Annotated in this window: 28 protein-coding genes; 16 read left to right on the top strand and 12 right to left on the bottom strand. The window is 37.0% G+C overall.

The window, feature by feature from the left end; genetic code table 11:
- Positions 1-106 precede the first annotated feature (106 nt).
- Positions 107-1,219, top strand: coding sequence for an AI-2E family transporter (locus CHRYMOREF3P_RS12775; protein ID WP_077419463.1), 1,113 nt, complete (start codon positions 107-109; stop codon positions 1,217-1,219).
- Positions 1,220-1,330: 111 nt separating this feature from the next.
- Here CHRYMOREF3P_RS12775 and CHRYMOREF3P_RS12780 read toward each other — a convergent pair whose 3' ends face one another.
- Positions 1,331-1,579, bottom strand: a complete 249-nt coding sequence (locus tag CHRYMOREF3P_RS12780; protein WP_077419462.1) for a bacteriocin-like protein — start codon at positions 1,577-1,579, stop codon at positions 1,331-1,333.
- A 153-nt stretch (positions 1,580-1,732) separates the two neighbouring features.
- Between CHRYMOREF3P_RS12780 and CHRYMOREF3P_RS12785 the strand changes: the two genes are divergently transcribed.
- Positions 1,733-2,110 (top strand): DoxX family protein, encoded by a 378-nt coding sequence (locus CHRYMOREF3P_RS12785; RefSeq protein WP_077419461.1) that lies wholly within the window; start codon positions 1,733-1,735, stop codon positions 2,108-2,110.
- A gap of 108 nt (positions 2,111-2,218) precedes the next feature.
- Here CHRYMOREF3P_RS12785 and CHRYMOREF3P_RS12790 read toward each other — a convergent pair whose 3' ends face one another.
- Positions 2,219-3,577 carry an acyl-CoA dehydrogenase family protein gene (locus CHRYMOREF3P_RS12790; protein WP_077419460.1) on the bottom strand — a complete coding sequence of 453 codons (1,359 nt, stop codon included), beginning with the start codon at positions 3,575-3,577 and terminating at the stop codon, positions 2,219-2,221.
- Between the two features lie 208 nt (positions 3,578-3,785).
- Here CHRYMOREF3P_RS12790 and CHRYMOREF3P_RS12795 point away from each other — a divergent pair, with 208 nt between their 5' ends.
- The 11 genes from CHRYMOREF3P_RS12795 (at position 3,786) to CHRYMOREF3P_RS12845 (ending at position 13,950) form a co-directional block, all read left to right on the top strand.
- A complete protein-coding gene (locus CHRYMOREF3P_RS12795; RefSeq protein ID WP_077419459.1) occupies positions 3,786-4,697 on the top strand; it encodes a DUF4349 domain-containing protein in 912 nt (303 codons plus the stop codon).
- Positions 4,698-4,853: 156 nt separating this feature from the next.
- Positions 4,854-5,729, top strand: a complete 876-nt coding sequence (locus CHRYMOREF3P_RS12800; protein WP_180564780.1) for a TraB/GumN family protein — start codon at positions 4,854-4,856, stop codon at positions 5,727-5,729.
- Between the two features lie 99 nt (positions 5,730-5,828).
- Positions 5,829-6,263: an RNA polymerase sigma factor gene (locus CHRYMOREF3P_RS12805; protein WP_410500288.1), complete on the top strand. Its 435-nt coding sequence runs from the start codon at positions 5,829-5,831 to the stop codon at positions 6,261-6,263.
- On the top strand, positions 6,253-6,858 hold the full coding sequence (locus CHRYMOREF3P_RS12810; RefSeq protein ID WP_077419456.1) for a hypothetical protein: 606 nt from the start codon (positions 6,253-6,255) through the stop codon (positions 6,856-6,858). Before CHRYMOREF3P_RS12805 ends, CHRYMOREF3P_RS12810 begins: the two co-directional genes overlap by 11 nt.
- 202 nt (positions 6,859-7,060) lie before the next feature.
- Entirely contained in the window at positions 7,061-8,701 is a 1,641-nt protein-coding gene (pgi, locus tag CHRYMOREF3P_RS12815; RefSeq protein WP_077419455.1) for a glucose-6-phosphate isomerase, read from the top strand.
- 47 nt (positions 8,702-8,748) lie between these two features.
- Positions 8,749-9,633, top strand: coding sequence for a bifunctional 5,10-methylenetetrahydrofolate dehydrogenase/5,10-methenyltetrahydrofolate cyclohydrolase (locus CHRYMOREF3P_RS12820; protein ID WP_077419454.1), 885 nt, complete (start codon positions 8,749-8,751; stop codon positions 9,631-9,633).
- A gap of 7 nt (positions 9,634-9,640) precedes the next feature.
- Positions 9,641-10,270: a 7-carboxy-7-deazaguanine synthase QueE gene (locus tag CHRYMOREF3P_RS12825; RefSeq protein ID WP_077419453.1), complete on the top strand. Its 630-nt coding sequence runs from the start codon at positions 9,641-9,643 to the stop codon at positions 10,268-10,270.
- Positions 10,271-10,313: 43 nt separating this feature from the next.
- A complete protein-coding gene (locus CHRYMOREF3P_RS12830) occupies positions 10,314-11,684 on the top strand; it encodes an exopolysaccharide biosynthesis polyprenyl glycosylphosphotransferase (RefSeq protein WP_077419452.1) in 1,371 nt (456 codons plus the stop codon).
- 103 nt (positions 11,685-11,787) lie between these two features.
- Positions 11,788-12,540 (top strand): MlaE family ABC transporter permease, encoded by a 753-nt coding sequence (locus CHRYMOREF3P_RS12835; RefSeq protein ID WP_077419451.1) that lies wholly within the window; start codon positions 11,788-11,790, stop codon positions 12,538-12,540.
- Complete coding sequence (locus CHRYMOREF3P_RS12840; protein ID WP_047381751.1) at positions 12,540-13,355, top strand: ABC transporter ATP-binding protein; 816 nt, start codon at positions 12,540-12,542, stop codon at positions 13,353-13,355. The genes CHRYMOREF3P_RS12835 and CHRYMOREF3P_RS12840 overlap by 1 nt, the downstream gene beginning before the upstream one ends.
- Positions 13,339-13,950, top strand: a complete 612-nt coding sequence (locus CHRYMOREF3P_RS12845) for an outer membrane beta-barrel protein (protein WP_047377301.1) — start codon at positions 13,339-13,341, stop codon at positions 13,948-13,950. Before CHRYMOREF3P_RS12840 ends, CHRYMOREF3P_RS12845 begins: the two co-directional genes overlap by 17 nt.
- A gap of 34 nt (positions 13,951-13,984) precedes the next feature.
- On the opposite strand, the gene CHRYMOREF3P_RS12850 is transcribed toward CHRYMOREF3P_RS12845, so the two are convergent.
- The gene (locus CHRYMOREF3P_RS12850; RefSeq protein ID WP_077419450.1) at positions 13,985-14,296 is read right to left on the bottom strand and encodes a hypothetical protein; all 312 of its coding nucleotides are present in this window, start codon (positions 14,294-14,296) and stop codon (positions 13,985-13,987) included.
- Positions 14,297-14,383: 87 nt separating this feature from the next.
- Positions 14,384-15,190, bottom strand: coding sequence for a M48 family metallopeptidase (locus CHRYMOREF3P_RS12855; RefSeq protein WP_047381756.1), 807 nt, complete (start codon positions 15,188-15,190; stop codon positions 14,384-14,386).
- Positions 15,191-15,295: 105 nt separating this feature from the next.
- On the opposite strand from CHRYMOREF3P_RS12855, the gene CHRYMOREF3P_RS12860 reads away from it, so the two are divergent.
- Positions 15,296-15,844, top strand: a complete 549-nt coding sequence (locus CHRYMOREF3P_RS12860) for a DUF4251 domain-containing protein (protein ID WP_077419449.1) — start codon at positions 15,296-15,298, stop codon at positions 15,842-15,844.
- On the opposite strand, the gene meaB is transcribed toward CHRYMOREF3P_RS12860, so the two are convergent.
- The gene (gene meaB / locus CHRYMOREF3P_RS12865; RefSeq protein WP_077419578.1) at positions 15,841-16,833 is read right to left on the bottom strand and encodes a methylmalonyl Co-A mutase-associated GTPase MeaB; all 993 of its coding nucleotides are present in this window, start codon (positions 16,831-16,833) and stop codon (positions 15,841-15,843) included. The genes CHRYMOREF3P_RS12860 and meaB overlap by 4 nt on opposite strands.
- 201 nt (positions 16,834-17,034) lie before the next feature.
- Between meaB and CHRYMOREF3P_RS12870 the strand changes: the two genes are divergently transcribed.
- Together CHRYMOREF3P_RS12870 and CHRYMOREF3P_RS12875 are read left to right on the top strand one after the other, a co-directional pair.
- Complete coding sequence (locus CHRYMOREF3P_RS12870; RefSeq protein ID WP_077419448.1) at positions 17,035-17,328, top strand: c-type cytochrome; 294 nt, start codon at positions 17,035-17,037, stop codon at positions 17,326-17,328.
- Between the two features lie 20 nt (positions 17,329-17,348).
- On the top strand, positions 17,349-17,636 hold the full coding sequence (locus tag CHRYMOREF3P_RS12875; protein ID WP_077419447.1) for a cytochrome C: 288 nt from the start codon (positions 17,349-17,351) through the stop codon (positions 17,634-17,636).
- A 110-nt stretch (positions 17,637-17,746) separates the two neighbouring features.
- On the opposite strand, the gene CHRYMOREF3P_RS12880 is transcribed toward CHRYMOREF3P_RS12875, so the two are convergent.
- The 7 genes from CHRYMOREF3P_RS12880 to scpA all read right to left on the bottom strand — a co-directional run bounded on the left by CHRYMOREF3P_RS12880 (position 17,747) and on the right by scpA (position 25,292).
- Positions 17,747-18,253, bottom strand: coding sequence for a tetratricopeptide repeat protein (locus CHRYMOREF3P_RS12880; RefSeq protein ID WP_180564782.1), 507 nt, complete (start codon positions 18,251-18,253; stop codon positions 17,747-17,749).
- Positions 18,240-18,938, bottom strand: a complete 699-nt coding sequence (gene prfH, locus CHRYMOREF3P_RS12885) for a peptide chain release factor H (protein ID WP_180564783.1) — start codon at positions 18,936-18,938, stop codon at positions 18,240-18,242. Before prfH ends, CHRYMOREF3P_RS12880 begins: the two co-directional genes overlap by 14 nt.
- 1 nt (position 18,939) lies before the next feature.
- Positions 18,940-19,485, bottom strand: coding sequence for a hypothetical protein (locus CHRYMOREF3P_RS12890; protein WP_180564784.1), 546 nt, complete (start codon positions 19,483-19,485; stop codon positions 18,940-18,942).
- A gap of 83 nt (positions 19,486-19,568) precedes the next feature.
- Complete coding sequence (locus tag CHRYMOREF3P_RS12895) at positions 19,569-20,960, bottom strand: RtcB family protein (protein WP_180564785.1); 1,392 nt, start codon at positions 20,958-20,960, stop codon at positions 19,569-19,571.
- A 27-nt stretch (positions 20,961-20,987) separates the two neighbouring features.
- A complete protein-coding gene (locus CHRYMOREF3P_RS12900) occupies positions 20,988-21,725 on the bottom strand; it encodes a hypothetical protein (protein WP_077419443.1) in 738 nt (245 codons plus the stop codon).
- Positions 21,726-22,142: 417 nt separating this feature from the next.
- Complete coding sequence (locus CHRYMOREF3P_RS12905; protein ID WP_180564786.1) at positions 22,143-23,129, bottom strand: M28 family peptidase; 987 nt, start codon at positions 23,127-23,129, stop codon at positions 22,143-22,145.
- A 42-nt stretch (positions 23,130-23,171) separates the two neighbouring features.
- A complete protein-coding gene (gene scpA, locus CHRYMOREF3P_RS12910) occupies positions 23,172-25,292 on the bottom strand; it encodes a methylmalonyl-CoA mutase (protein WP_077419441.1) in 2,121 nt (706 codons plus the stop codon).
- Between the last annotated feature and the right edge of the window lies 1 nt (position 25,293).

A 25,293-nucleotide genomic window follows, 5' to 3' on the forward strand; every position in this document is an offset into this window, starting at 1 on the left:
GAATAAAATTTGATGTAATAGAAGAAAATTCTGAAGGATTGAATAAAAAATTTTTAAATTCAGAAGGGTTTTCTTATTTTTATTCCACACTGCAGATTTTTAGATTATGAATTTTCTTAGACTTCCTTTCCTTGTCAAGCTTACACTTGTGGTAATTTCTATCATCGGTCTTGGCTATCTTCTGGCATTAGGACAGACTATTTTAGCTCCGTTTTTTCTTGCATTCCTGATGGCTATGCTGTTTTTACCGGCAGCGACTTTTATGGAAAGAAAGCTAAGATTTCCAAGATCAATGTCCACAATGACCTCCGTGTTCATTATGTTGATTATTTTAGGCGGGATCATTTACTTTTTTACCAATCAGCTATCAGACTTCAGCAAGGATCTTCCTCATCTCAGTGAACAGTTTACAACTGTTTTCAATGGCCTTCAGCATTGGGTTTCCAAAACATTCAATGTAAAAGTTGATGAACAGGTAGACTATATTAACCAGGGATTGAATAAACTGCTGTCTTCTTCAGGCGCTATTTTAGGATTTACTTTTGGGATTTTCTCTACGGGATTCGGTTTTATTATATTTTTCACCCTGTTTTTTATCTTTATTTTAAATTACAGAAGGCTTTTAAATAATTTTATCGTTACCGTCTTCAACGAAAGACATAAATCAAGCGTACAGGAAGCAGTGAATGAGATCCGTATCATGACCAAGAAATATATCTTCGGGCTTTTTCTTCAGGTGGTTATCGTTTCAATTTTAACATCTGTTCTCCTTACAGTTCTGGGAGTGAAATACGCTATTCTTTTAGGAGTTCTTACCGGGCTACTAAACGTTATTCCCTATCTTGGAATTTTTATTTCACTTCTAATTTCCTGTTTTATAGCTTTTGCAACTTCCACTCCTTCAACGTGTATTTATGTTGCTTTGGGATATATTGCCATTCATGCTGTAGACGGAAATATTGTGCTGCCATTTGTCGTGGGTTCCAAGGTAAAAATTAATGCTTTATTTTCTTTTATCGGTATTCTTTTAGGAGAGCATCTTTGGGGAATTGCAGGAATGTTCCTGTGTATACCGGCTATTGCTATTATTAAGATTATTTGTGAAAGAGTAGACGATCTTAAACCTTGGGGAAGGTTATTGGGAGAAGAACCAAGACCTCACAAGAAGAAGAAAAGCTATAAGATATCCAAGAATATTACACTGAAAGAAATGGACTGATCGTGAATAATGAGCAATATGCAATGAGTAATAAATAATTACTTTGAAAGCTTAAACTTTGAACTTTAAATAAAAAGACTGCCTTTTTCAAGACAGTCTTTTTTTTATTTTTTATGAAAGAGGACACAAAGGGCTCGTTCCATTTGGGCAAGTGTCTGTACATAGAATATAAGACTGGACGTCCGGGCAGTATCCATAATCCGGAGGTGGCGGCGTTCCTCCAGGGCCACCTAAACAAGGATCTCCTGGTGGAATTTTACATGGACAACCAATTGGTCCTATATCACATTTTCCAACTCCTCCACCCCCTTGGATTTCTCTTAAATCCGTGCGGTTTAATTTTTTAAGATTTTTTAGCATGATCTATTAGTTTTTGTTTGTTCTTCAAAGATATAAAATAAAATTATACAAAAACATCAATTAACGCACATTAACAATTGATTTAATATTTTTTGTTAAATTAATCATAAAATATCCTATTTTTATTTTACATTTGATGTCAAATCATCAATCATGAAAATTATAAAATTCATTTTATGCTTATTATTCGGTCTTATGTTTATTAATGCCGGATTAAACAAGTTTTTTAATTATATGCCTATGGAGAAACCCACTCCTGAGCAAATGAAACTTTTCGCTGCTTTTGGAGAAATCAGCTGGCTGATGCCATTAGTGGGCATCGTTGAAGTCATTGGCGGATTATTATTTATTTTTCCAAAGACAAGAGCACTGGGAGCTATTGTTATTTTACCCGTGATGGTAGGAATTGTCACTCATGTTTTCACTATGGATAAATCTCCAATGGGAATGGGCATTGCCGGAGTAATGTTCCTGATCAATCTTTGGATGATTCTTGACAACAAGGAAAAATATAAACATTTAGTTTCATAAGGCTGCAGATAATAGGTTGCAGTTCTTATAGTGTTCAAATAAAATTTATTGTTTTTAATCAATTTTAAAAACATACTAAAAACTACAACCTATCATCTTACCTGCTTCCTATACAAAAGCACTAAAGCCTGTAATGGAGCGCCCTACAATCAATGAATTGATTTCTTTTGTTCCTTCATAAGAATAAATAGCTTCTGCATCAGCAACAAATCTGGCTACATCGTACTCCAGCAGAATTCCGTTGCCTCCCATCACCTCTCTTGCTCTGGAAACAATATCTCTTGTTCTTAGAGTACAGAAAACTTTAGCTAAAGAAGCATGTTCATCTTTTAAAATTCCTTCATCCTGCATTTCGGACAACCGGAACACCATAGTCTGCATCGCCGTAAGATTGGACAGCATTTCTACCAAATGCCCCTGAATCATCTGGAACGAAGCAATAGGTCTTCCAAACTGCTCTCTTTTTCGGGTATAATCCAAAGCGCTTTCATAAGCTCCGCGTGCACAGCCTGTGGCCATCCATGCCACTCCTGCTCTGGTCATTCTCAGTACTTTTCCTGTGTCTTTAAAAGAATTGGCATTCTGCAGACGGTTCTCTTCGGTTACAAGGCAGTCTTTTAAAGTAATCAATCCATTCTGGACAATCCTTAAAGCCATTTTCCCTTTGATCTTTTCTACAGAATATCCCGGATTATCTTTTTCTACAATAAACCCTTTCACTTCTCCACTATCCAGATCTCTTGCCCAAATAATTATTATATCAGCAAAAGTGGCATTACCAATCCATTTTTTCTGACCATTCAGAACCCAGCCTTCTGGTGTTTTTTTACAGGTTACTGTAAGTCCGCCAGCAGCACCGGAACCTACTTCCGGCTCGGTAAGCCCGAAAGCTCCTATTTTTTCAAATTTCTGCATCTGTGGAAGCCATTTCTGCTTCTGCTCTTCAGATCCGCATATATAGATAGAACCCATTGCCAGCCCGGATTGCACTCCAAAAAATGTAGCAATGGAAGCGTCCACTCTCGCCATTTCCATTGCAATGACTCCTTCCATCAGGAAAGGCATTCCCGGACACCCATAGCCTTCATAGGTAACTCCGCAGATATCAAGTTTCTGAAATTTCGGGATCAGTTCAAATGGGAATTCATCTCTGAGCCAGTAATGATTGACCAAAGGTTTTACTTCTTTTTCCATGAATGTTCTTACTTTAAGCTGAATTTCACGTTGTTCAGGAGTAAGGGTATGGTAGATATCATAAAAATCACCATCAATAGGAGGAAGTTCTTTCTTTTTCTTTTCCGGATCAAGCATTTTCATGAGCCCGGAAAGCTGTTTATCATCCAGTTTTGAGAAATTATGCATCAGTTTGGGTAGATCCACTTTTTGAGAAATGGCACTCAACTGATCAAAATCTATGGATGTGAATAGTCCTATTGCGTTTCTGATTTTGGAAAAGGTATTTGACATAGTGATCGTTTGTAGTTTTGGTTTGTAAAAGATAAGCAAAAATTGCTCCGAAAGCAAGCACCGGAACTGCACCTTGTTTTACAAAACACTTAATTTCAATCAATTAAAACAGAATATTCCGTTTACAAGCTTTTTACTTTTGATTTTCAAGCGTTACAAAAGATCCTGACTGAACTTTGACTCAAGGAAAACAACAAAAATCAACGCTATGAAAACGACTTACATTAAACTATCTCTATCCGCTGTTCTTTTATTAGGTATTTATTCATGTAAAAAGGGTGAAGTTTCTTCAGCAGACCTTGATGCTTACGCTACAACAGATTCTGCCTCTGCCATTGTTTCAGACAGCATCTCATCTGTTGCCGATATGAAGATAAAGGATAAACAGTTCATCAAGACAGCAGATGTCAGTATGGAAGTAAAAGATGTATATAATGCAACCATCGCTATTGAAAAATCGGTTCAGGAGCTTGGAGGGTTTGTCACCAATAGTAATCTTCAAAGTAATGTGGTTTCTGAAAACACCTATAACACATCCAATGAAGAAGCAATGCTTGTCAAAAAATATCAGTCGGAAAACAGAATGCAGGTACGTATTCCTACGGAAAAGCTTGGTGAACTATTGACAGCAATCAATACAAACAAGTTATTTCTTAATTCAAGATCCATTAATGCAGAGGATGTGACTGCCAACATCAAATATTCGGAACTGGAAGGAAAAAGAAACCAAAAAACATCTGACAATATCAGCAAACTGAAAACAAATAAAGATAAAGTAACTCTGGATGATGGGAATATGTCTGAAGGAAATCTTCAAAAGCTGGCGAGTATGAATATGACAGACGATCTGAAATACAGCACCATTGATATTTACATCAAAGAACCTCAGTTACGTATTGCTGAAATTGCTGTGACGAACACTACAAGCATTGATAATAAATATAAATACAATTTCATCTACGATGCAAAAGATGGTTTTGTGTATGGTTTTTATCTGATCCAGAGAATTATAATAGCCCTTATCAACGTCTGGCCTATTCTATTAATTGCAGCTGCGCTGATCTATTTTCTAAGAAAAAGAAAAATTTCAAAACCTGAACAACCGAAGATTCAACAATAAAAAAACTCTACTAACCAATTGGTTATCATCATAATTTTAGATTTTACAACCTCCTGTTTTCGGGAGGTTTTTATTTTTTTTGAAAAAAACTGTAACGATTGTAATGCCTTCTTTACCCACTGTTTAAAAGAACAGAAAATCAAAAAAATTAATAATATGAAAAATTTAGTAAAAATTGGATTCGCAGCTTTATTATCTGTAAGCATGATAACCACAAAAGCACAGAACACAAATACAAATAATGAAAACAGCCTGCTTTGGGAAGTATCCGGAAACGGCCTTTCTAAACCCTCTTATATTACCGGGACTTTTCATATCTTATGCAGTAAAGATTTTGAAATAAAACCTAAGGTATTAAAAGCTCTTGAGAAATCTGACAACTTTGTTATGGAAATCAATTATACAGATCCTACTGAAATAATGTCATTACAAAAAATGTTTAAGACAGATAAGAAAATATCTGAGCAGCATTCTCCTGAAGAAGCTAAGGAACTCAATACGATTCTCGCCAATTACGGAACAGATCTGAAAAGCATAGATTCTTCAAGTCCACAGGCGCTTTATGCACTGCTTTCCACCAAAGCAATCCCATGTTCTCAGAGCGAAGTAAAACTTTACGAAATGGAACTTCTTCAAAAGGCAATAAAAGATAAAAAGAATATTAAGGGTCTGGAAAAAGTAGAAGAGCAGATGAGAAGTATTAATGAAGCTTATGATCTGAAAAGCACCATCGCACAGCTTAAAATGGGTAAGGAATATGAAATATTATTCAGACAGATGATTGAAGCCTTCAAAAATGAAAATGCACAGTCACTTTACAGTCTATTTAAGGATGAAAGGTTTATGAATGCTCAACAGGAAAAAGCAATGCTGACCAACAGAAATCAAAACTGGGTAAAGACAATGCCTGAAATGATGAAAAAGGAAAGTTCTTTCTTTGCAGTGGGCGGCTCTCATCTTATGGGGGAAAACGGCATTATTCCTCTTCTTCAGTCAAAAGGCTATACAGTAAAACCTGTGTCTAGTTTATAACACTAACCAAACCATGAAACTATTGTGAGTACTCCAACTGAAACTGCTTTTTTAAAGCTCATCAACCAGCACAAGGGCATTTTATACAAAGCTTCAAGGATCTACGCAGATTCTGTAGAAGACCGGGAAGACCTGCAGCAGGAAATTCTTATCCAGCTTTGGAAATCCTATCAGAATTTCAAAGGGAACAGCGAGTTTTCTACGTGGATGTATCGGGTTGCCATCAATACTGCTATTACCTATTTAAAAAAGGAAAAACAGAGATCCGGTAATCATACAGATGCTCCTGCTCATTTTGAAGTTCAGCAGGAAGATTATAACCCTTCAAAGGACAGGCAGCTGGAAGTTTTCTACAGTGCCGTTCAGGAGCTGAATTCTTTAGAAAAAGCAGTCATATTTTATTTCATGGAAGGAATGTCACACAAAGAAATTGGAAATAATTTAGGACTCAGCGAAGGCAATGCCCGCGTAAAACTTAACAGAACAAAAGAAAAAATACAACAAATCATAAAAAAATCAGGTTATGAATTTTGATCAATTAAAAGAACAATGGAATAATGAAGACGGTAACGTCCATATTCCTGACAACATAGAACAATTAAAGGAAAGCAAACACCCTATAGAAAAGATTCAAAAGAGTATGAAAAAGGAATTTCCTGCGCAGGTTCTTTCTATCATACTTATTGGCTTTTTCCCGCTGCTATTCCAATTTCCTTCTTCACAATATACCATTTATTATATATCCTATACTTTATTGGTGGTAGTCTCCTGTTATTATTTATTTGGGTTTTATCAATTTTACAAACAAGTCGAACTTTATACTGGAAACACAAGAAACAGCCTGTGGAAGATATATCACGAGCTCAGGTTAAACATGGAGAGATATCAATCTTTTGGTTTTTTGTTACTTCCCCATTTTCTGATAACCTTAGGTTTACTTGCATTTAATATGTTGGAGAAAAAGGGTGAATCGTTAGCTGATATTACCCATAAATATCAAATATCACTCATTTTATTAGTATTGATAGGCGTTTTTTCTGTCGTAGTAAGCATTATCTTATGGACAAAGTATATTTACGGCCCCAGTGCCAGACAATTGGAAAAGATTCTGAATGAAATGGAAGAATAAGTAAACCACTCTTTATAAACCATAAAAATGAAGTCTCAGAGAATATCTGAGGCTTTGTTCTTTAAAAAATCATTATTTATCATCTTCAAATTTATCTGAGGTTTTATTTTTCCGTAAATTTGCACATCAGAAATAAATCATTATGGATTATGAGCTATTTTCATCCGATACATGATTTTCTGAGCGATAAAAATTCTGTAATATGCTATCAAAAATAAATCCAACACAAACTAACAGCTGGAAAGCGCTTGACGAACACTTCGGTGGAAATGACTTTGATCTTAGAACTCTTTTCCAGTATAATCCGAACCGTTTTAATGAGTTTTCCCTGCAAAAGGACAACTATCTGTTTGATTATTCTAAAAACTTAATTGATTCCAGAACGAAGGATCTTTTGTTACAATTGGCAGAAGAAAGCCAGCTAAAAGATGCTATTTCCAGAATGTTCTCCGGTGATAAAATCAATGAAACGGAAGGAAGAGCTGTTCTGCATACGGCATTAAGGGATTTCTCAGACCGTGAAATTCTTGTGGATGGAGAAAATATCAAACCACAGATCAAAAGAGTTCTTGATCATATGAAATCTTTTTCTGAGAAAATCATTTCAGGAGAACATAAAGGCTTCAGTGGAAGAGAGATTACGGATGTCGTAAACATCGGTATTGGAGGATCAGATTTGGGTCCTGTAATGGTTTGTTCGGCTTTAAAGCATTTCAAAACAAGATTAAACGTTCATTTTGTTTCCAATGTGGACGGAAATCATATCGCAGAAGTGGTGAAAAACTTAAATCCTGAAACCACTTTATTTATCATTGCTTCCAAAACCTTTACGACTCAGGAAACAATGACCAATGCAAACTCAGCAAAGGACTGGTTTCTGAAGGCCGGAAAGCAGGAAGACGTAGCAAAGCATTTTGTTGCTTTATCTACTAATATTGAAGAAGTTAAGAAGTTCGGAATTGCAGAAGAAAATATTTTTGAGTTCTGGGACTGGGTAGGCGGAAGATATTCTCTTTGGAGCGCTATTGGATTAAGCATCGTTCTTTCTGTAGGATATGACAACTTCGAGCAGCTTTTAAGAGGAGCTTTTGATACTGACCAGCACTTCCAGACTGCTGATTTCTCTGAAAACGTTCCCGTATTAATGGGACTTCTGGGAATCTGGTATCGCAATTTCTATGCAGCAACCACTTATGCCATCTTGCCTTATTCCCAATATCTGGACAGGTTTGCAGCCTATCTTCAGCAGGGAGATATGGAAAGTAACGGAAAATGTGTGGACAGAAACGGTGAATTTGTAGAATATGAAACAGGACCTATCATCTGGGGAGAGCCTGGAACAAATGGTCAGCACGCATTCTATCAATTGATCCACCAGGGAACAGAATTGATTCCTGCAGACTTTATTGCTTATACAAAGAGTCCGAACAAAGTTTCGGATCATCAGGATAAATTATTAGCTAACTTTTTCGCTCAGACTGAAGCACTTGCCTTCGGAAAACTGGAAGAAGAGGTTGAAGAAGAGCTTAGAAATTCAGGGAAATCTGATGAAGAAATAGACAGACTGATCAATTTCAAAGTCTTCCACGGAAATACACCTACTAACTCTATATTATTCAAAGAATTAACTCCTTTTTCATTAGGTCAGCTAATTGCTTTATATGAACACAAAATTTTCGTTCAGGGAGTAATCTGGAATATTTTCAGCTTTGACCAGTTTGGAGTGGAGTTAGGAAAAGTATTAGCCAACAAAATCCTTCCTGAGCTTGAGAACAATGAAGCAATAAGTACTCACGACAGCTCAACCAACGGATTGATCAATTACTATAAGGAAAACAAATAGTAAGTAAAAAGAAAGTAAAAGTAAATCTATAAAGTAAAAAAGTAAAAATGGCAGAAATTCTTGACGGACTTAAAGTATCCAAGGAAATTAAAGCAGAGATCAAGGTTGAAGTAGAAAAGATTCTCGCAAGCAAAAGAAGAGCACCCCATTTGGTAGCTATTCTTGTAGGAAATAATGGAGCAAGCAAAGCCTATGTAAACTCTAAAGTAAAAGACTGTGAGGAAGTAGGATTTCAATCCAGCTTAATCAAATTTCCTAGTACAGTTGCTGAATCTGAACTATTGGAAAAAATTGACGAGCTTAATAAATCTAAAGCAGTTGACGGATTTATCGTTCAGTTGCCTTTACCAGATCAGATTGATCAGGAAAAAATTATCAACGCAATTGATCCAAGAAAAGACGTGGATGGTTTCCACCCTGAAAACTTTGGAAAAATGGCTCTTGAAATGGATACTTTCTTACCGGCAACTCCTTTCGGTATTTTAACATTATTAGAAAGATATAATATTGAAACTAAAGGGAAAGACTGTGTAATTATCGGAAGAAGTAAAATTGTAGGAAGACCAATGAGTATCCTGATGGGTAGAAAAGATTTCCCTGGAAACTCTACAGTTACCCTTACACACTCCTATACAAAAGACATTGAAGAATATACAAGAAAAGCAGACATCGTAATTACCGCTTTGGGAGATCCTCATTTCTTAAAAGGAGATATGATCAAAGAAGGAGCTGTAATTGTTGACGTGGGTATTACAAGAGTAGATAATGACTCTCCAAAAGGATATTATCTTGCAGGTGACGTAGATTTTGACAGCTGTGCAGCTAAAGCAAGCTGGATTACTCCGGTACCTGGAGGAGTAGGCCCAATGACAAGAGCGATGTTGATGAAAAACACCATCATTGCTTACAAAACTTCGGTCTATAACGACTAATTTTAAAATGAATAAAGAAGAAGATATTTTATTAAAAGAAGGTAAAATGCTCCCTGTAATGGAGCATTTTTACACTTTACAGGGAGAAGGAGCACACACCGGAAAAGCCGCTTATTTTATCAGGCTGGGAGGTTGTGATGTAGGATGTCACTGGTGTGATGTAAAAGAAAGTTGGGATCCGGAACTCCATCCTCTGATGAATACAGTAGAAATTGCAGAAACAGCTGCAAAACATTGTAAAACAATTGTTCTGACGGGTGGTGAACCTCTAATGTGGAACTTGGATATATTGACTTCCAGATTGAAAGAGCTGGGATGTACAGTGCATATCGAAACTTCGGGAGCTTATCCTCTGAGCGGACAGCTGGACTGGATCACCCTTTCGCCAAAGAAAACAGGACTTCCTAAAGAAGAAATCTATCAGAAGGCCCATGAGCTTAAAGTTATCATTTTCAATCAGCATGACTTTACATTTGCACAGGAACAGGCAGCAAAAGTTTCTGAAAACTGCAAGCTTTATCTTCAGAGTGAATGGAGCAAAAGAGATGATATGTATCCTAAGATCACAGATTTCATCCTGGAACATCCGGAATGGCAGGCTTCAGTTCAGACTCACAAATATCTGAATATCCCGTAAAAAAGCTTAAATTAGCTGGGCTTATCCGCTATAATACCGATAGATGCAGAGAATTCGATACTCTAGATACCTGAAATCGATCATTATGTTGCTTGACCTTATGGTTATTGCATCTATCTTCATATTCTTTTTTATAAGCAGAAACGAAAGTTTAAAATACAATAAAGAAACCTGGTATCAGAATATTTTTTCTCTGATTCTGTTGTTTTTGTTCTGGGTGCTTCTGAGCGGTAGGACAAAAATATACAACATTCCTAGAAACCTTACTTATACCTTGTTTCTTGAACGCCTTTTAATCCACTTCCTCTTTTTTATACTTGGCGTACTGCTTATAGGAAAGGTAAGTAACAATGTATTTTTCAATTCGGATATATACTGGCTCTCTCTTTATCTTTTTATTTTCATCTTCCTTGTAAAGTCTTTGATCTATTTCGCAATCAAGTACTTACGATCCCTTGGAGCCAATTACAGGAATGTGATGTTCTTAGGAGACAGCCACTCCACGGAGATCCTGAAAAATATTTTTACAGACCGTAAAGACTACGGATACAGAATATTTGAATATGAAAATTCTGATATCAATAGTAATGAGCTGGTTACTTTCTGGAAAAAGAACGGGATTCATACTCTGTTTTTATCAATGGAAAACTCTTATGATGAATGGATTCAGAATGAGATTTTCAAATTGGCAGAAGATAATAAGATTCATATTTCACTCATTCCGAGTATCACACAAAGTGATTTTTTCCTGTATGATCTGGGATATATACAAACCCAGCCGGTTCTTAATCAGGCAAGATATCCTTTAGATTATTATTCTAATTTTCTAATGAAAAGGACGTTTGATATTTTGTTTTCTGTTATTATACTGGTTTTTATCTGCTCGTGGGTATTCCCGATCATTGCCGTTTTAATCAAGGCTACTTCCAAAGGCCCGGTATTTTTCCTTCAGAAGAGATACGGTTTTCATGAAGAGGTATTCAATTGTCTTAAATTCAGAACAATGGTTGTAAATGATGAGTCCACAACCAAAACCACCTCAGTAAACGATTCAAGGATTACCAAAGTGGGTAAGTTTTTAAGAAAAACAAGTCTTGATGAGCTTCCGCAATTTATCAATGTACTGAAGGGGGAAATGTCTGTAGTAGGGCCGCGCCCTCATATGCTTTCCGTTGATAATTATTATAAACCAAAAATCGGAAGATACAGCTTAAGAAGTATGGTAAGCCCCGGCATCACAGGATTAGCACAGGTAAATGGATTACGCGGTGACTTCGGAGATGTGGAAGTAGAGATGAAAAAACGGGTTCTGGCCGATACTTTCTATGTAAGAAACTGGAGTTTTGTACTCGATCTTGTGATTACTTTAAAAACCGTTTTTCTGGTTATAGGGGGAGATAAAAATGCAAAATAAAGAACAGGACCAGTTCAATATCGAAATAATTTTAACACAAAACCAGGCTTTAGTCTTATTCTCGACTCTAGTCCAATTAAATAAAAAAGTCTAATTTAGCAGTATGTTAAAAAAGTTTTTCACAGCAGTAGGAGAATACATGATCCTCTTGGGGAAATCCCTGCAGAAACCTCAGAAAATGAAGGTTTTCTGGAAGCTGTTCATGAGAGAAATTAATGATTTGGGAGTAAATTCTTTCGGACTTGTCATCTTCACATCCATATTCGTTGGAGCTGTAGTGGCTATTCAGATGTTCAACAACTTTGATGCTTCTTCTTTTCCTATTCCACCTTCATTTGTAGGATATGCTACAAAAGCAGTTTTGGTTCTGGAATTTGCACCTACTATTATCAGTTTGATTCTGGCAGGAAAAGTAGGCTCATACATTGCTTCCAGTATTGGAACAATGAGGGTTTCCGAGCAGATTGATGCATTAGATATTATGGGAGTAAACTCACCCAATTTTCTGATACTACCTAAAATTATCGCCTGTATGATTTTTAATCCCCTTCTTATTGCTATCAGTATCGTATTTGGTATTGGAGGAGGCTATATAGCCGGGATTTTAACAGGAAACTGGACGGAAAACGACTATATTGTTGGGATTCAGATGTATATGCCGAATTTATTTATTTACTATGCATTTAGCAAGACTATCGTTTTTGCGTTTATCATTGCTACTGTACCGTCTTATTTCGGATACAATGTAAAAGGAGGATCGCTGGAAGTAGGTAGAGCCAGTACACAGGCTGTAGTATGGACAATGGTATTTATTATCATTTCCGAATTAATTTTAACCCAATTAATATTAAGCTGATGATTGAGGTAAAAGATCTTAAGAAAAGTTTTGATGATGTTGAAGTACTTAAGGGAATTTCAACTTCATTTGATAAAGGAAAAGTAAACTTAATCATTGGGCAGAGTGGCTCCGGAAAAACCGTTTTTTTAAAGAGTTTATTGAATGTTTATATGCCCTCTTCAGGAGAAATCTTATTCGACGGCAGAAATGTAAATACCATGAACAGGGAAGAAAAACAGCATCTTCGTTCAGAAATCGGAACCGTATTCCAGGGAAGTGCATTATTTGATTCCTTAACTGTGGAAGAGAATATCATGTTTCCTCTTGATATGTTTACCAATCTTACCTACAGAGAAAAAAAGAAAAGGGTTTTCGAAGTAATAGGACGAGTACATCTTGACAAAGCGGAAAGAAAGTATCCTTCTGAGATCTCAGGAGGAATGCAGAAAAGGGTAGCGATCGCCAGAGCTATTGTCAACAATCCGAAGTATCTATTCTGTGATGAACCCAATTCCGGGCTGGATCCTTATACTTCTAAGATAATTGATGATCTCCTTTACGAGATCACCAAAGAATATAATACGACCACCATCATCAATACTCACGATATGAACTCTGTAATGACGATTGGCGAGAAAATTGTATACCTAAGACTTGGAATCAAAGAATGGGAAGGGAATAAAGACATCCTGATTACCGCAGGCAATAAAAATCTGATTGATTTCGTTTATTCTTCAGAACTGTTTAAAGAGCTGAGAGAATATTTACTTGAGAATAATAAAACGATTGAAACTACAACTACAAAAATAGACGATAATGAAAAAGGTACTTAGTATAGCGTTAATAGGATTTTCAATGTGGGCTTCTGCACAGATTTCACTGGCAGGTAAGGCTAACTTGATCTTTCCTACCGGATCTCCTTCCTGGTCTAATATTAAAGGAACAGTGAATGATGCCATTGACGGAACAGGTAAAAACAATGTAGGTTTCAATGTAGGACTTTCATTAAAAGTGGGTCTTCCTACTTCATTGTTTGTGATGCCGGAAATCTATTATACTCATTTTAAAAATGAGTTTACTACAGAGAACACTACTTTTGATGTTAAAAGCAACCGTATAGATGTTCCGGTTCTTTTAGGATATAACCTTTTGGGGAATATGCTAGGTGTTTTTGTAGGTCCTGTTGGAAGTTTTAACTTAAATAAAGACAATACTTACAACGATTTCAAAGAAAATGCTAAAAATGATTTTACCGTTGGCTACCAGTTTGGGGCACAGCTAGAAATCAAGAAGCTCATTGTAAATGCAAGATATGAAGGCGCTTTCAGTAAAGATGAAAGAAACTTTATCAACAGAGTTTCCGGTTCGGAAATCAGATATGATAACAGACCTAACCTGTTTATGGTAGGTTTAGGATATAAATTCTAATCAGATATCGAAATAACAACTTAAAACCCTCAAATTAAATTTGAGGGTTTTTATTTTGGTCTTCAAGCTCAGCCTGGCGTTTTGCAATGTCTGCAGCCTGTTTTTCAAGCTCTTCTTTGTCTTTCTGCAGTTGTTTGAATTCTTTTTTCTTCTGGTCTGCTTTTATAGCGCTTCCTTTACTTAGATAACCTACCATTCCTCCAATGATAAGTCCTATTCCTACTCCTGCCATTATTCCCATAATGTGAGAAATTTTTATTTGTTCTACTGCAAAATCAGTCGTTAAATAGAAAAGTAATGCAGAAACAGCCAAAAGTATAAGTCCGGTAATTGATAAACTCTTCATAATATTGTGTTTAGGTGGTTTAAATAAAAAAGCCTTACCAAATTTACTAAAAATTTAATAAGGCCTTATTCAAGATTAAAATTCTAATTATATTTTTCCTCCCGCAGCCTTATAATATTCCAAAGCTTTCGGAAGATCCTTATTGATATCTGAAATTCTTGTTTCCGGATTTGGGTGGGTAGATAAGAATTCTGGTTGTCTTGCTCCTGTAGATGCCGCTTCCATTCTGTTCCAGAAAGGGATTGCCGCTCTTGGATCATATCCTGCCATAGACATAAGATAAAGTCCCATTTCATCAGCCTCTGACTCCTGACCTCTTCCGTATTTCAATAATGCCACCTGTGAACCGATAGGATATACCTTTTGGAAAACACTGGCCCATTGTGAATTTGAAATTGTTCCTCCCAGGATAGCCCCTCCGTACTGGGCTACCATTGCCTGAGAAATTCTTTCGTTTCCGTGGCCTGCCAGTGCGTGGGAAACCTCATGTCCCAGTACTACTGCAAGTCCGTTATCATCTTTTGTAACCGGTAATATTCCGGTATAGACAGCTACTTTACCACCTGGCATACACCAGGCATTCAGTTCGCTGCTTTGCAGAAGATTAAATTCCCAGCTGTAGCTCGCAAGATCTGCTGATCTTCCTATGCTCTGATAATATCTTTCTGCAGCGCTTTTAATTCTGTTTCCTACATTTACCACTCTCTTTGCATCTGCCGTACCGGTAATCACCTTACCTTTAGACAATGTCGTCTTGTATTCCTGTGAAGACATTGTTAAAATTTCCGAGTTGTTGGCCAGCTGTAAAGACGATCTTCCAGTAATCGGGTTTGTAGTACAGGCAACAGCCGACAGAGCAATAGCTCCCATTCCTAATAGATGTGTAACTTTCATAGTTTGAGTGTTAATAATTCAACCTTAACAATTTTTATTCCAAAATATTTCAGAAAGAATATATTTGCATACATTTTGCTGTTTAAATTTAATAATTATCTCATTATGAAAAAGTATATTTCTTTACTGATGATTTTTGGATTCCTGTTCTTATTTCAGAGCTGTGCATCACAAGGCTCATTAGACTCAAAAACAGTGGATACTTTAGTAAGTTCTCAGGAGTTTACTTTCCATGCAGAAAGAGCCAATCCTACGAATTATGACGTTATTAATGTCATGAACTCAATGCCTAATGCTACTGCCACAAGAATACTGAACCTGAACGGAGATTATACCATTGATGTCAGTAAAAATACACTGGAAGTAGTGTTGCCATATTTCGGAAGATTATTCAATCCAACCTATGGAAACACTAGTGAAAATGGCTATAGATTTACTTCTAAAGATTTCACAGTCAATAAAATTCAGAATAAAAAAGGAAAATGGACTTTAAAGTTCAAGCCTAATGATGTAAGGAATGTGGAGGAAGTGAATATTGAAATTTTTAAAAACGGTAAAGCTTTCGTTTCTATGAGAAGTAACGACAGACAGCCGATTTCCTATGACGGATATGTTTCAAAAACTGAGGTAAAACAGGAAAAAGAGAAACCTTAATCCCTGTTTTCGTTCGATAAAAATTTTTCAACAAATAATTTTGCTTCAGTACTTGGATTGGAAACCATCGCTGAAGCATTTTTTTTGTGCATATGATAAGCTTCTTCTACCGCATCACTCTTTTTCATCAGGGATAAAATATATTCCTGAACCCAATATTCAAAGCGTTTCTCTGCCTGTTGAACACGGATTTCTTCAAAACGTCCGCTTTTCTTCTTCAGATCAATAAATTCAGAGATTGTATCATAAACTTCCTGTAATCCTTGGTTATGAAGAGCAGAGCCTAATAAAACCGGAATTTTCCAGCCTTTTTCTTTAGGAGGGATAAAGTCTAAAGCTCTTTTTAATTCCAGCCTTGTATTTTTTGCTTTCTGGAGATTGTCCTGATCTACTTTATTGATGAAAATAAGGTCTACCATTTCCATGATACCGCGTTTTATTCCCTGAAGTTCGTCTCCACCTCCAATGATTTTAAGGAATAAAAAAACATCAGTAATATCAGCAACAAGGACTTCTGACTGCCCTACACCCACTGTTTCTATTAAAATATAATCGTATCCTGCTGCTTCACAGATCATCATCGTTTCAAAAGTAGTATTGGCTACTCCGCCCAGAAAACCTGAGCTTGGGGAAGGACGTATGAACGCATTTTCTTCTTTTGCAAGTTCTTCCATCCTGGTTTTATCCCCTAAAATACTTCCTTTGTTGATCGCAGAACTGGGATCAATCGCCAAAACAGCCACTTTTTTACCCTGTGCAATAACCAAGCGGCCGAAGTTTTCTATAAAGGTGGATTTTCCGGCTCCGGGAACGCCTGTTACTCCTACTCTCACAGAGTTTCCGGTAAAAGGCATAATCTTCTTCAGAAGATCTTCTGCCTGTACCCTGTGCTCTGCTTTTTTACTTTCAACCAATGTAATAGCTTTTGCAATCAGGCGTTTGTTTCCTGACTGTATTCCTTCTATTAGCTCTTCTGTAGAAAATTTCATTGATTCAAAATTAATAATTAAAATGGGAATGATCAATAGCCGGCTCATAATGATGAGACAAAAGATTTAAAAATTGTCTTCATTCTGGATTATCGATTCTTCATGAATTCAATTTTTATTTCTTCTAAATTAAAACTAGAACGCCCTGTATCAAAGGCTTAAGGAATTTATTACATTTGTTATATCTCAAAAAGAAGAAACATGAAAAAACTCATCGCTGCGGCTTCGTTTACTGCTATTTTGCTGGTTTCCTGTACGCCAAAAGCTGCTACATCCACTGCTACTGCAGGAACTTCAACGTCTACTGCGGAGCAGATTGCCCAAGGAAAAACCATTTTTGAAAACTCTTGTGGAAGATGTCATAAGTTACCTGATCCTGCTTCACACAATCCTGTACAATGGGTAGGAATCATGAATTCTATGGCTCCAAAGGCAAAACTAACGGATGAACAGCACCAATGGGTTTATGATTATATTGTTTCTGCGAAGAAGTAATCATCAAACAAAAATAGGATATGAAAAAATTCATCTTAACAGGTATCGCAGCATCAGCATTTCTGGTATCCTGCGGACCAAAAAGTGTGGCTGTGACAGGGCCGAAGTATACCTCATCTGAGCAGTTGACCCAAGGAAAAACCATTTTTGAAAATTCCTGTACAAAATGTCATAAGCTGCCAGAACCTACCAAGCATGACGACAAGGGATGGATCAACACTTTAAGCAGAATGGCTCCAAAGGCTAAACTGACTGATGACCAGCATCAAATGGTGTATGACTATCTGATCTCTGTAAACAAAAAATAAGACTGCCTCAAAATTGTCATTCTGAACGAAATGGAATGGAGTAAAGAATCTCTTATTATGATTACTAACAAGATTCTTCCTTCGTCAGAATGACAAAAGTCAAAAACAGATTATTCCGTCTTTTTTATAGTTCTTGTTCTGGTTACCTTTCCTTTAACCAGTTTTTCCCGGTCTTCAAGTATTTCAAGCGCAGCCCTGTTGTAAGCAAATTTTTTAGCTTCTTTCAGCGTTCCTAGAGCCTGTTTATACTCAAAGTTTCTTTCATGCAAAAGAGACAGACAGTTCAGGATTTCCGATTTATCAATTCCTTTGAGCTCTAAGGCAAATGCTATCAATTTTTCTGCTTCTTTATAATCTTCATTATTCAAAAGACATTCAATATAATATTTGGGAGTATTGACATTACCAATGTTACTCTGCATGGCTTCATCAAAGTACTTCTTTGCCGTTTCATAATCCTTCAGTTCTTCGGAATATACTCTTCCCATCAGACAAAGGCTGTCTGCATCTTCAGGTTCATAAGACAGAGCATAGTTCAGAGCATCCATACATTCGGAAAGATTGAATGGAAAATAATCTAATGCTTCAAAATAATATTTACTTTTAGTTAAGGTCATTTTTGTAGTTTTTGAGTTCATTTTTCAAGGCATTCCTTTGTTTTTTGAATGTCCTGTCTTCGTAATTCTTTTTAAAATCTGTTCCTGAAAATGTGCGAACCGGATTTCCACGTTCTATCTGCATCTGAAGAGACCAGGTGTCTTTCAGTTTTCTTTCCAGCTGTTGTATATAAACTGCCATTACCTTTTCTTTTAATCTGATAACGGATAGTTTTTTATTTTCCAGCTGTGAACGGGAATCCTGCACAAAAACAGTTTCGTTAGTAGGAATATAAGTGGCACGAACGGCAGTATTTACTTTGTTTACATTTTGTCCACCACTCCCTTGGCTTCTCGCGGTCTGAAACCGGATATCTTTTTCATTGAAATCAATCATTTTTACATCTTCCAGTTCAAAAATTCCGATAAACCAATTGCTTCTTTTATGCAGTTTTCTGAAAGTACTTTTTCCTATCCAGCAAACGCTTCCCAGCCAGTTTTTTAAAAACAGGTTTACCTCTTTTCCTTTTAAAAGCAGGGTTACTGATTTTAATGTCAGGTTTTCATCACCGTTTTCACGATGAATGATTTCGTAATCTATTGTATTTTGTTTTGCCTCTTCAATAAAGGTCTTCAGGACCTTGGCTGCTACCCATTGGCATTCTAAAGGCCCTCTTCCTGAAGTGATCTGTATTAATTTTTCCATTTTATGTTGGCATTTTGCTTAATAAAGGGTGTCCAACAGGATCTATTCCCTTTTGTAATAAATCTTTTGCAGCCATTACTGCCCAGCATTTGTCGCTGGAGTGAATATTTCTGTAAAATGAAAGTAAAATATCAGGTTTCACAACGGTAAAACCATTGGCTTCGATGGTTTCAAAATCATCTCTTTCGAAGAAATCAATGGTAATTCTGTGAAACTTATCATTTTCCAATTCTACCGTTTTCTCATACCTGCGAAAATTTTCTTCACTCGGCAGATGATCATATCGGGTCCAGACTTTCTGAAATCCTTCCTGCTGAAGAATGATAACGACTTCTGCGACATTTTCTTTCTTTACAAAAACATCAATATCCTTGTGGTCGTGAGCATGCTTGTATTCCGTATGTCCTTTTTCTGACATAAAATGCCATGCCCAGCCACCTGAGATAATGATTTTATCTTTTAATATATTCAAAATTTCGAGTCCCCACCGGATTCTGAACTCCGGCCAGACTTCACCGTATCTTTTTATGTTATGTGGTGCTCCCATTTCTTTGTTTTTAAGTTAAAAGCTGAAGGTTTATAGCTGACAGTTCAGTATTTTCAACTGACAACTATAAACAATCAACCAAATTATCTGTCCATTCTCACAATTCTCGGCTGGAATGTTCCCAGGATGTCTACCAGTTCACTCTGTGCATTCATTACTTCATTGATGTCTTTGTAGGCCATTGGTGCTTCTTCTGCGTTTCCACCCATCAGTGTGACATTTTTAAGCTTTAATTCTTTTTTAATATCATGCTGAGTGAAAAGGCTTCTGCATTCTCCCCTTGAATAGGCTCTTCCCGCTCCATGAGATGCTGAGTTCAGTGATTCCGGATTTCCTTTTCCGCGAACGATAAATCCTTTCGCTGTCATGGATCCTGGAATCATTCCAAGCTCATTTTCATTGGCAGGTGTTGCTCCTTTGCGGTGAACAATCACTTCTTTGCCGTTATGGATTTCTTTCCATGCAAAGTTGTGATGATTTTCAATTCTGGCTTTTACTCTTCCACCGACTGCTTTTACCAGCCTTCTGTGAATATCATCATGACAGGCCGAAGCATAATCTCCGGCAAGATTCATGGCCGTCCAGTATTCCAGTCCCAGGTGTGTACTCAGATCCAGCCAGGCGAAGTTTTGCGCTTCTTTTGGTAATGGACACTGTTCTGCAGCCACTCTTGAGTAATATTGGGCAATCTCTGCTCCGAGACCTCTTGAGCCACTGTGAGAAAGGATTCCCAGGTATTTTCCTTTTGGAAGGCCAATCTGCTCGTCTTCTTCAGTGATTTCTACTTCTCCGAATTCTACAAAATGATTTCCTCCGCCTGAGGATCCCATCTGTTTGATTGCTTTTCCCTTTAGTCTTCTTAAGATAGGGATCATATCGAATGTATCTCTTTCAAAAATCTCATGATCTATGTGAGATTTGTGCGTTTCATACATTCCGAATTTTGTATGTTCTGCAAGAGCTTTTTCATATTTATCTCTTGCTCCTTCAAGATATGAAATGGGTGTATCCAGAATACTGAGGCTCATTCTGCATCCTATATCCATTCCTACTCCGTAAGGAATTACTGCATTTTCCACCGCCAGAACTCCTCCTATTGGAAGTCCGTACCCACTGTGGGCATCAGGCATTAATGCTCCCCGAATAGAAACAGGCAGTTTCAAAGCAGTGTATAACTGATTTTTTGCCTCTTCTGAGATATTGTTACCAAAAATATGAAATGAAGCACGCTGTGAATTCAACATTCTTTTTTCAGTTTTTTTGGATGAAAGCAGGGTTTCTGCGATTTGTCCGAAGGTGAGATCTTTTTCAAATTCCTCCGGATTCAGCAGGATTTCTTTTAAAAGAGATTTTACGTGGTGAATATTTTTCGTTGCAAAATTTCTTTTCATGACTTCCAATGCTACGTTTACGCTTTGGTTATTTGGATAGCCCAGTTTTAATATATCTTTTCCTTTTAGTTTTAAATTTCCCATTGTTTTTGTTTTAAATAACAGTTGGACTCATAAGTCCTGTAAGCTTTCTGCAATCTCTGTTGCAGACATAGTGCAGGTAATATATTTCCTGCTTTTGATAAGTGGAATATCTTCTCTTTTTCTTCTCCATGGATATGACCTGCCATAAATTTTTTTATGGATAATTCCTACAATTTTATGCTGTCCCAAATAATCTTCCAGCTCTGCACATTCTTTTTCCAATTCAAAGTCTACAGGTTTATAGTGGGTAATCATATTGGGTCTTATACGCAGGATAAATCTCCAGGGTTCAGTAAATTCGTAGTAAGGCACATAAGTCTTCCGGGCAGGACAATATTCTTCCTGTTTCAGAAAATACTGTCTTTCCCTTGGAGTAAGTCCCAGCTTTGGGTCATTCCAGGAATATGAAGAGATATGTTCGAGTTTCTGTACTCTTTCTACATATATTCTTCGCCCAAATTTTCTTTTCTTTTTTAAAAACTGTCGGCTTTCTGAATACATGTATGTATTAATCTTCTTCAATATTCCTTCAAAGAATTCTCCGTCTTTGGATCTTAATACATCTTCCCTTACCGCAAAGAATCTTACAAATCCTCTTTGATAAGGTTTATCCAAAGGAATCCATGGGGTATTTCGTCTGATATCCCAAAGTTCATCACTACGTTGATATTTTTTTCTTATCTGCTTTTCTACATCTTTTCTAATTGTTCTTTTCCTGCTTCTCATGCTTCTCAGACGGAAAAACAGAAGGTTATCATTTTCCATTAATTCTCGCTCAACTAAACAGTTAGTTGACTTAATATTTATCATTTTTAACGGGAAAAGAAATAGATTCTTCCTCCGTCAGAATGACAAGATGAATGTTATGAACTGATGAGAAAGTTCTGCATATTGAGATTCCTTCTCCTCGTTCGAAATGACACTAAAAAAGATTTCGGGTAAACCTGGGAGTTTGAAATATTGCGCAATAAAAAACCCGAAATCTTTACGACTTCGGGTTTTGATATTGTATTGTACTATTATTCTAAGAATGTACCAAACCGCGAAGCCTTACCACCATAAGTGGCAATCCAACTGTAGAATTCTGTTTTGTTTTGAACATTGCTTCGTCGCTTTTTAATTGGTTAAACTTGATTTTCAGGTGCAAATATATAAATTTTTCTGAGAATCAAAATATTTTTTTCACCTAAGGTTAATAATACTGAGAAAAATGGCGTCAATAACCTTTGTCATTCTCTTTGTATCTAGGGTTTCCAGAGTATCAGTGGGTTCGTGATAATTTTTATTTCTGAAAAAAGATGAATCAGTGATCATGAGTGCGGGAAAATCAAAATTCCAATAATTGAGATGATCGGAAAAGTCTATTCCTGCTACAAATTTTGGAGCTGAGAAGGTTTCTGTTTTTATCTGCTCTGAACCTTTAAAATTGCTAATAAAGTTTTTTACAAACGGACCTGCCCCACTGAACTTTTTAGCTAAAGTAATAAAGTCTCCTTTATCACCGTAAAACCATGAAAGTATCCCTAAAGGAAAGCTCTGTGATCCCTTTTCATCTCTGAAATATCCAATCATTTCTACACTGGCCATCCCATAGACATCGATCTTGTTGTCTTTTAAATATTTTGCATGAACATAGCTTCCCATGTTTTCAGTTCTGAAATAAGGGGGTTCTTCCAATGTGTAGGCTACAAGATCTATTCTGTACTTCAGCTTTTGTCCTTTAAGCATTCTTGCCAACTCCAAAAGAGCTGTAACTCCGGTTGCATTATCATCTGCACCCTGCTGGTCTCCACAAACATCGTAATGAGCTCCTATAATGATTCGTTTCTTGTTTTCAGTTCCAAAAGAAGAGATGACATTCTTATATATTTTTCCATCCACTTTATATTCCTGATAGGCGGTACTGTCACCATAGACATTAAAAGTCTGATGAATATAGTCTGCAACCGCATTCAGCTGGTCTATATTTTTATGGTTTCTAAACTGTGGCGTTTGGGTAAGTACTGTCAAATGCTTTTTAACCAAGGAAGTATCTGCAATGATCTTCGAGCTTTGTATGGATACATTTTTCTTCACTGAAGCTAACAGGACAACGCCAGCGAGAAGAAATAAGCCTACGAGAAGAAACAGTTTTTTCCTCGTAGGCTTTATTATATTTTTCAGATTCATAGGTTGTGTTTTAATTTCAACTTGAAATTAAAGCTTTTCTGTTTATTTTTCTAAAAATCTTTCTAAGATTTCCACTGCACATTTCGGAAGGTTGGTTCCAGGTCCGAAAATAAAATCTGCACCGTTGGCATAAAGGAATTCATAGTCCTGCTGAGGAATTACACCTCCTACAACGATGGTGATATCATCCGCACCTAATTTAGATAATTCTTCCACTACCTGCGGAACTAATGTTTTGTGTCCGGCAGCCAATGATGATACTCCTAAAATGTGAATATCATTTTCCACAGCCTGTTTAGCCACTTCTTCCGGTGTCTGAAACAACGGAGCTACATCCACATCAAATCCCATATCGGCAAATGCTGTGGCTACTACTTTTGCTCCTCTGTCATGACCGTCCTGTCCCATTTTGGCAACCATAAGCCTTGGGCGTCGTCCTTCTTCTTCTTCAAATTTCTGAGTCAGATGAAGGGCTTTTTCAAAGTATTCGTTTTTACCGGCATTCATTGCGTATACACCAGAGATTGTTTTAATATTTGCTTTATATCTTCCAAAGGTTTCTTCCATGGCATCGCTCATTTCGCCAAGAGTAACTCTTCTTCTTGCGGCTTCGATACATAATGCCAGAAGGTTTCCTTTTCCTGTTTTTGCGCTTTCACGGATTTCATTCAGGATCTGTTCTACAGCGTCAGTATTTCGTTCTGCTTTAATGGTATTCAGCCTTTCGATCTGCTTTCTGCGAACTTCTGTATTATCAATGTCTAAGATTTCTATCTGATCCTGTTTTAATGAGGATTTGAATGAATTCACTCCAATAATGAACTCTTCCCCGCTATCGATCTTCGCTTGTTTTTTGGCTGCAGCTTCTTCAATTCTCATTTTGGGGATTCCGGCTTCGATAGCTTTGGTCATTCCTCCTTCCTGCTCTACCTCATCGATGTACCTCATTGCTTCTTCGATCATTTGCTGAGTAAGGCTTTCCACCAGGTTACTTCCTCCCATCGGATCTACCACATCACATATTCCGCTTTCCTGCTGAAGAATGATTTGTGTATTTCTTGCAATTTTTGCTGAATAATCTGTAGGAAGAGCAATGGCTTCGTCCAGTGCATTGGTGTGGAGAGACTGTGTTCCTCCTAAAGCTGAAGACAAAGCTTCAATGGCTGTTCTTGTAATATTATTGAATGGTTCCTGCTCTGTCAGAGACCATCCGGACGTCTGAGAGTGGGTTCTTAATGCAAGAGATTTTGGGTTCTGAGGATTAAACTGTTTTAAAAGGGTTGCCCAGATATATCTTGCAGCACGCATTTTAGCAATTTCCATGAAATGATTCATGCCGATTGCCCAGAAGAAAGATAGTCTTGGAGCAAAATCGTCTACATTCATTCCTGCTTTTATTCCTGTTCTTACATATTCAAGACCATCGGCCAGCGTATACGCCATTTCAAGTACCGGTGTGGCACCCGCTTCCTGCATATGGTATCCGGAAATAGAAATGGAGTTGAATTTTGGAATATTTTGCGAAGTATATTCAAAAATATCTGCGATAATCTTCATGGAAGGTGCCGGCGGATAGATGTAGGTATTTCTTACCATGAACTCCTTCAGAATATCATTTTGAATGGTTCCTGAAAGCAGTTCCTGTTTTACTCCCTGCTCTTCTGCTGCTACAATATAGAAAGACAAAATAGGAAGTACCGCCCCATTCATGGTCATGGATACTGAAATCTGGTCCAGTGGGATTTCATTGAAAAGGATTTTCATGTCTTCCACAGAGTCAATGGCAACTCCTGCTTTTCCTACGTCACCCACCACTCTTGAGTGATCAGAATCATATCCTCGGTGTGTTGCCAAGTCAAATGCCACTGAAAGTCCTTTCTGACCTGCGGCAAGATTTCTTCTGTAAAAAGCGTTGGATTCTTCGGCAGTAGAGAACCCTGCATATTGACGAACCGTCCAAGGTTTCTGTACATACATCGTAGAATACGGTCCTCTCAGATAAGGAGCAATTCCTGGAGAAGTCTGCGTTAATGATTCATCTTTTACATCTTTTTTCTCATAGGAAGATTTGAGTTCAAGCCCGTCTTTTTCAAAATTGTAAATCTCTCTTTCCTGAGGTAATACATTAAAATCCGGTTTTTTCACAGAAATTGTCTTTCGCATT

The organism is Chryseobacterium sp. JV274 (assembly GCF_903969135.1).
GTDB lineage: Bacteria > Bacteroidota > Bacteroidia > Flavobacteriales > Weeksellaceae > Chryseobacterium.

What these genes read in the sequence shown, in the direction of transcription:
- CHRYMOREF3P_RS12785 (WP_077419461.1), top strand. Translation starts at nt 1,733, where the DNA reads ATGAAAATTATAAAATTCATTTTATGCTTATTATTCGGTCTTATGTTT.
- CHRYMOREF3P_RS12830 (WP_077419452.1), top strand. Translation starts at nt 10,314, where the DNA reads ATGCAGAGAATTCGATACTCTAGATACCTGAAATCGATCATTATGTTG.
- CHRYMOREF3P_RS12905 (WP_180564786.1), bottom strand. Translation starts at nt 23,129, where the DNA reads ATGAATCTGAAAAATATAATAAAGCCTACGAGGAAAAAACTGTTTCTT.
- CHRYMOREF3P_RS12795 (WP_077419459.1), top strand. Translation starts at nt 3,786, where the DNA reads ATGAAAACGACTTACATTAAACTATCTCTATCCGCTGTTCTTTTATTA.
- CHRYMOREF3P_RS12860 (WP_077419449.1), top strand. Translation starts at nt 15,296, where the DNA reads ATGAAAAAGTATATTTCTTTACTGATGATTTTTGGATTCCTGTTCTTA.
- pgi (WP_077419455.1), top strand. Translation starts at nt 7,061, where the DNA reads ATGCTATCAAAAATAAATCCAACACAAACTAACAGCTGGAAAGCGCTT.
- CHRYMOREF3P_RS12810 (WP_077419456.1), top strand. Translation starts at nt 6,253, where the DNA reads ATGAATTTTGATCAATTAAAAGAACAATGGAATAATGAAGACGGTAAC.
- CHRYMOREF3P_RS12835 (WP_077419451.1), top strand. Translation starts at nt 11,788, where the DNA reads ATGTTAAAAAAGTTTTTCACAGCAGTAGGAGAATACATGATCCTCTTG.
- CHRYMOREF3P_RS12900 (WP_077419443.1), bottom strand. Translation starts at nt 21,725, where the DNA reads ATGGAAAATGATAACCTTCTGTTTTTCCGTCTGAGAAGCATGAGAAGC.
- CHRYMOREF3P_RS12855 (WP_047381756.1), bottom strand. Translation starts at nt 15,190, where the DNA reads ATGAAAGTTACACATCTATTAGGAATGGGAGCTATTGCTCTGTCGGCT.
- prfH (WP_180564783.1), bottom strand. Translation starts at nt 18,938, where the DNA reads ATGGAAAAATTAATACAGATCACTTCAGGAAGAGGGCCTTTAGAATGC.
- CHRYMOREF3P_RS12820 (WP_077419454.1), top strand. Translation starts at nt 8,749, where the DNA reads ATGGCAGAAATTCTTGACGGACTTAAAGTATCCAAGGAAATTAAAGCA.
- CHRYMOREF3P_RS12875 (WP_077419447.1), top strand. Translation starts at nt 17,349, where the DNA reads ATGAAAAAATTCATCTTAACAGGTATCGCAGCATCAGCATTTCTGGTA.
- CHRYMOREF3P_RS12850 (WP_077419450.1), bottom strand. Translation starts at nt 14,296, where the DNA reads ATGAAGAGTTTATCAATTACCGGACTTATACTTTTGGCTGTTTCTGCA.
- CHRYMOREF3P_RS12840 (WP_047381751.1), top strand. Translation starts at nt 12,540, where the DNA reads ATGATTGAGGTAAAAGATCTTAAGAAAAGTTTTGATGATGTTGAAGTA.
- CHRYMOREF3P_RS12870 (WP_077419448.1), top strand. Translation starts at nt 17,035, where the DNA reads ATGAAAAAACTCATCGCTGCGGCTTCGTTTACTGCTATTTTGCTGGTT.
- CHRYMOREF3P_RS12790 (WP_077419460.1), bottom strand. Translation starts at nt 3,577, where the DNA reads ATGTCAAATACCTTTTCCAAAATCAGAAACGCAATAGGACTATTCACA.
- scpA (WP_077419441.1), bottom strand. Translation starts at nt 25,292, where the DNA reads ATGCGAAAGACAATTTCTGTGAAAAAACCGGATTTTAATGTATTACCT.
- CHRYMOREF3P_RS12845 (WP_047377301.1), top strand. Translation starts at nt 13,339, where the DNA reads ATGAAAAAGGTACTTAGTATAGCGTTAATAGGATTTTCAATGTGGGCT.
- CHRYMOREF3P_RS12775 (WP_077419463.1), top strand. Translation starts at nt 107, where the DNA reads ATGAATTTTCTTAGACTTCCTTTCCTTGTCAAGCTTACACTTGTGGTA.
- CHRYMOREF3P_RS12890 (WP_180564784.1), bottom strand. Translation starts at nt 19,485, where the DNA reads ATGGGAGCACCACATAACATAAAAAGATACGGTGAAGTCTGGCCGGAG.
- CHRYMOREF3P_RS12895 (WP_180564785.1), bottom strand. Translation starts at nt 20,960, where the DNA reads ATGGGAAATTTAAAACTAAAAGGAAAAGATATATTAAAACTGGGCTAT.
- CHRYMOREF3P_RS12880 (WP_180564782.1), bottom strand. Translation starts at nt 18,253, where the DNA reads ATGACCTTAACTAAAAGTAAATATTATTTTGAAGCATTAGATTATTTT.
- meaB (WP_077419578.1), bottom strand. Translation starts at nt 16,833, where the DNA reads ATGAAATTTTCTACAGAAGAGCTAATAGAAGGAATACAGTCAGGAAAC.
- CHRYMOREF3P_RS12800 (WP_180564780.1), top strand. Translation starts at nt 4,854, where the DNA reads ATGAAAAATTTAGTAAAAATTGGATTCGCAGCTTTATTATCTGTAAGC.
- CHRYMOREF3P_RS12780 (WP_077419462.1), bottom strand. Translation starts at nt 1,579, where the DNA reads ATGCTAAAAAATCTTAAAAAATTAAACCGCACGGATTTAAGAGAAATC.
- CHRYMOREF3P_RS12825 (WP_077419453.1), top strand. Translation starts at nt 9,641, where the DNA reads ATGAATAAAGAAGAAGATATTTTATTAAAAGAAGGTAAAATGCTCCCT.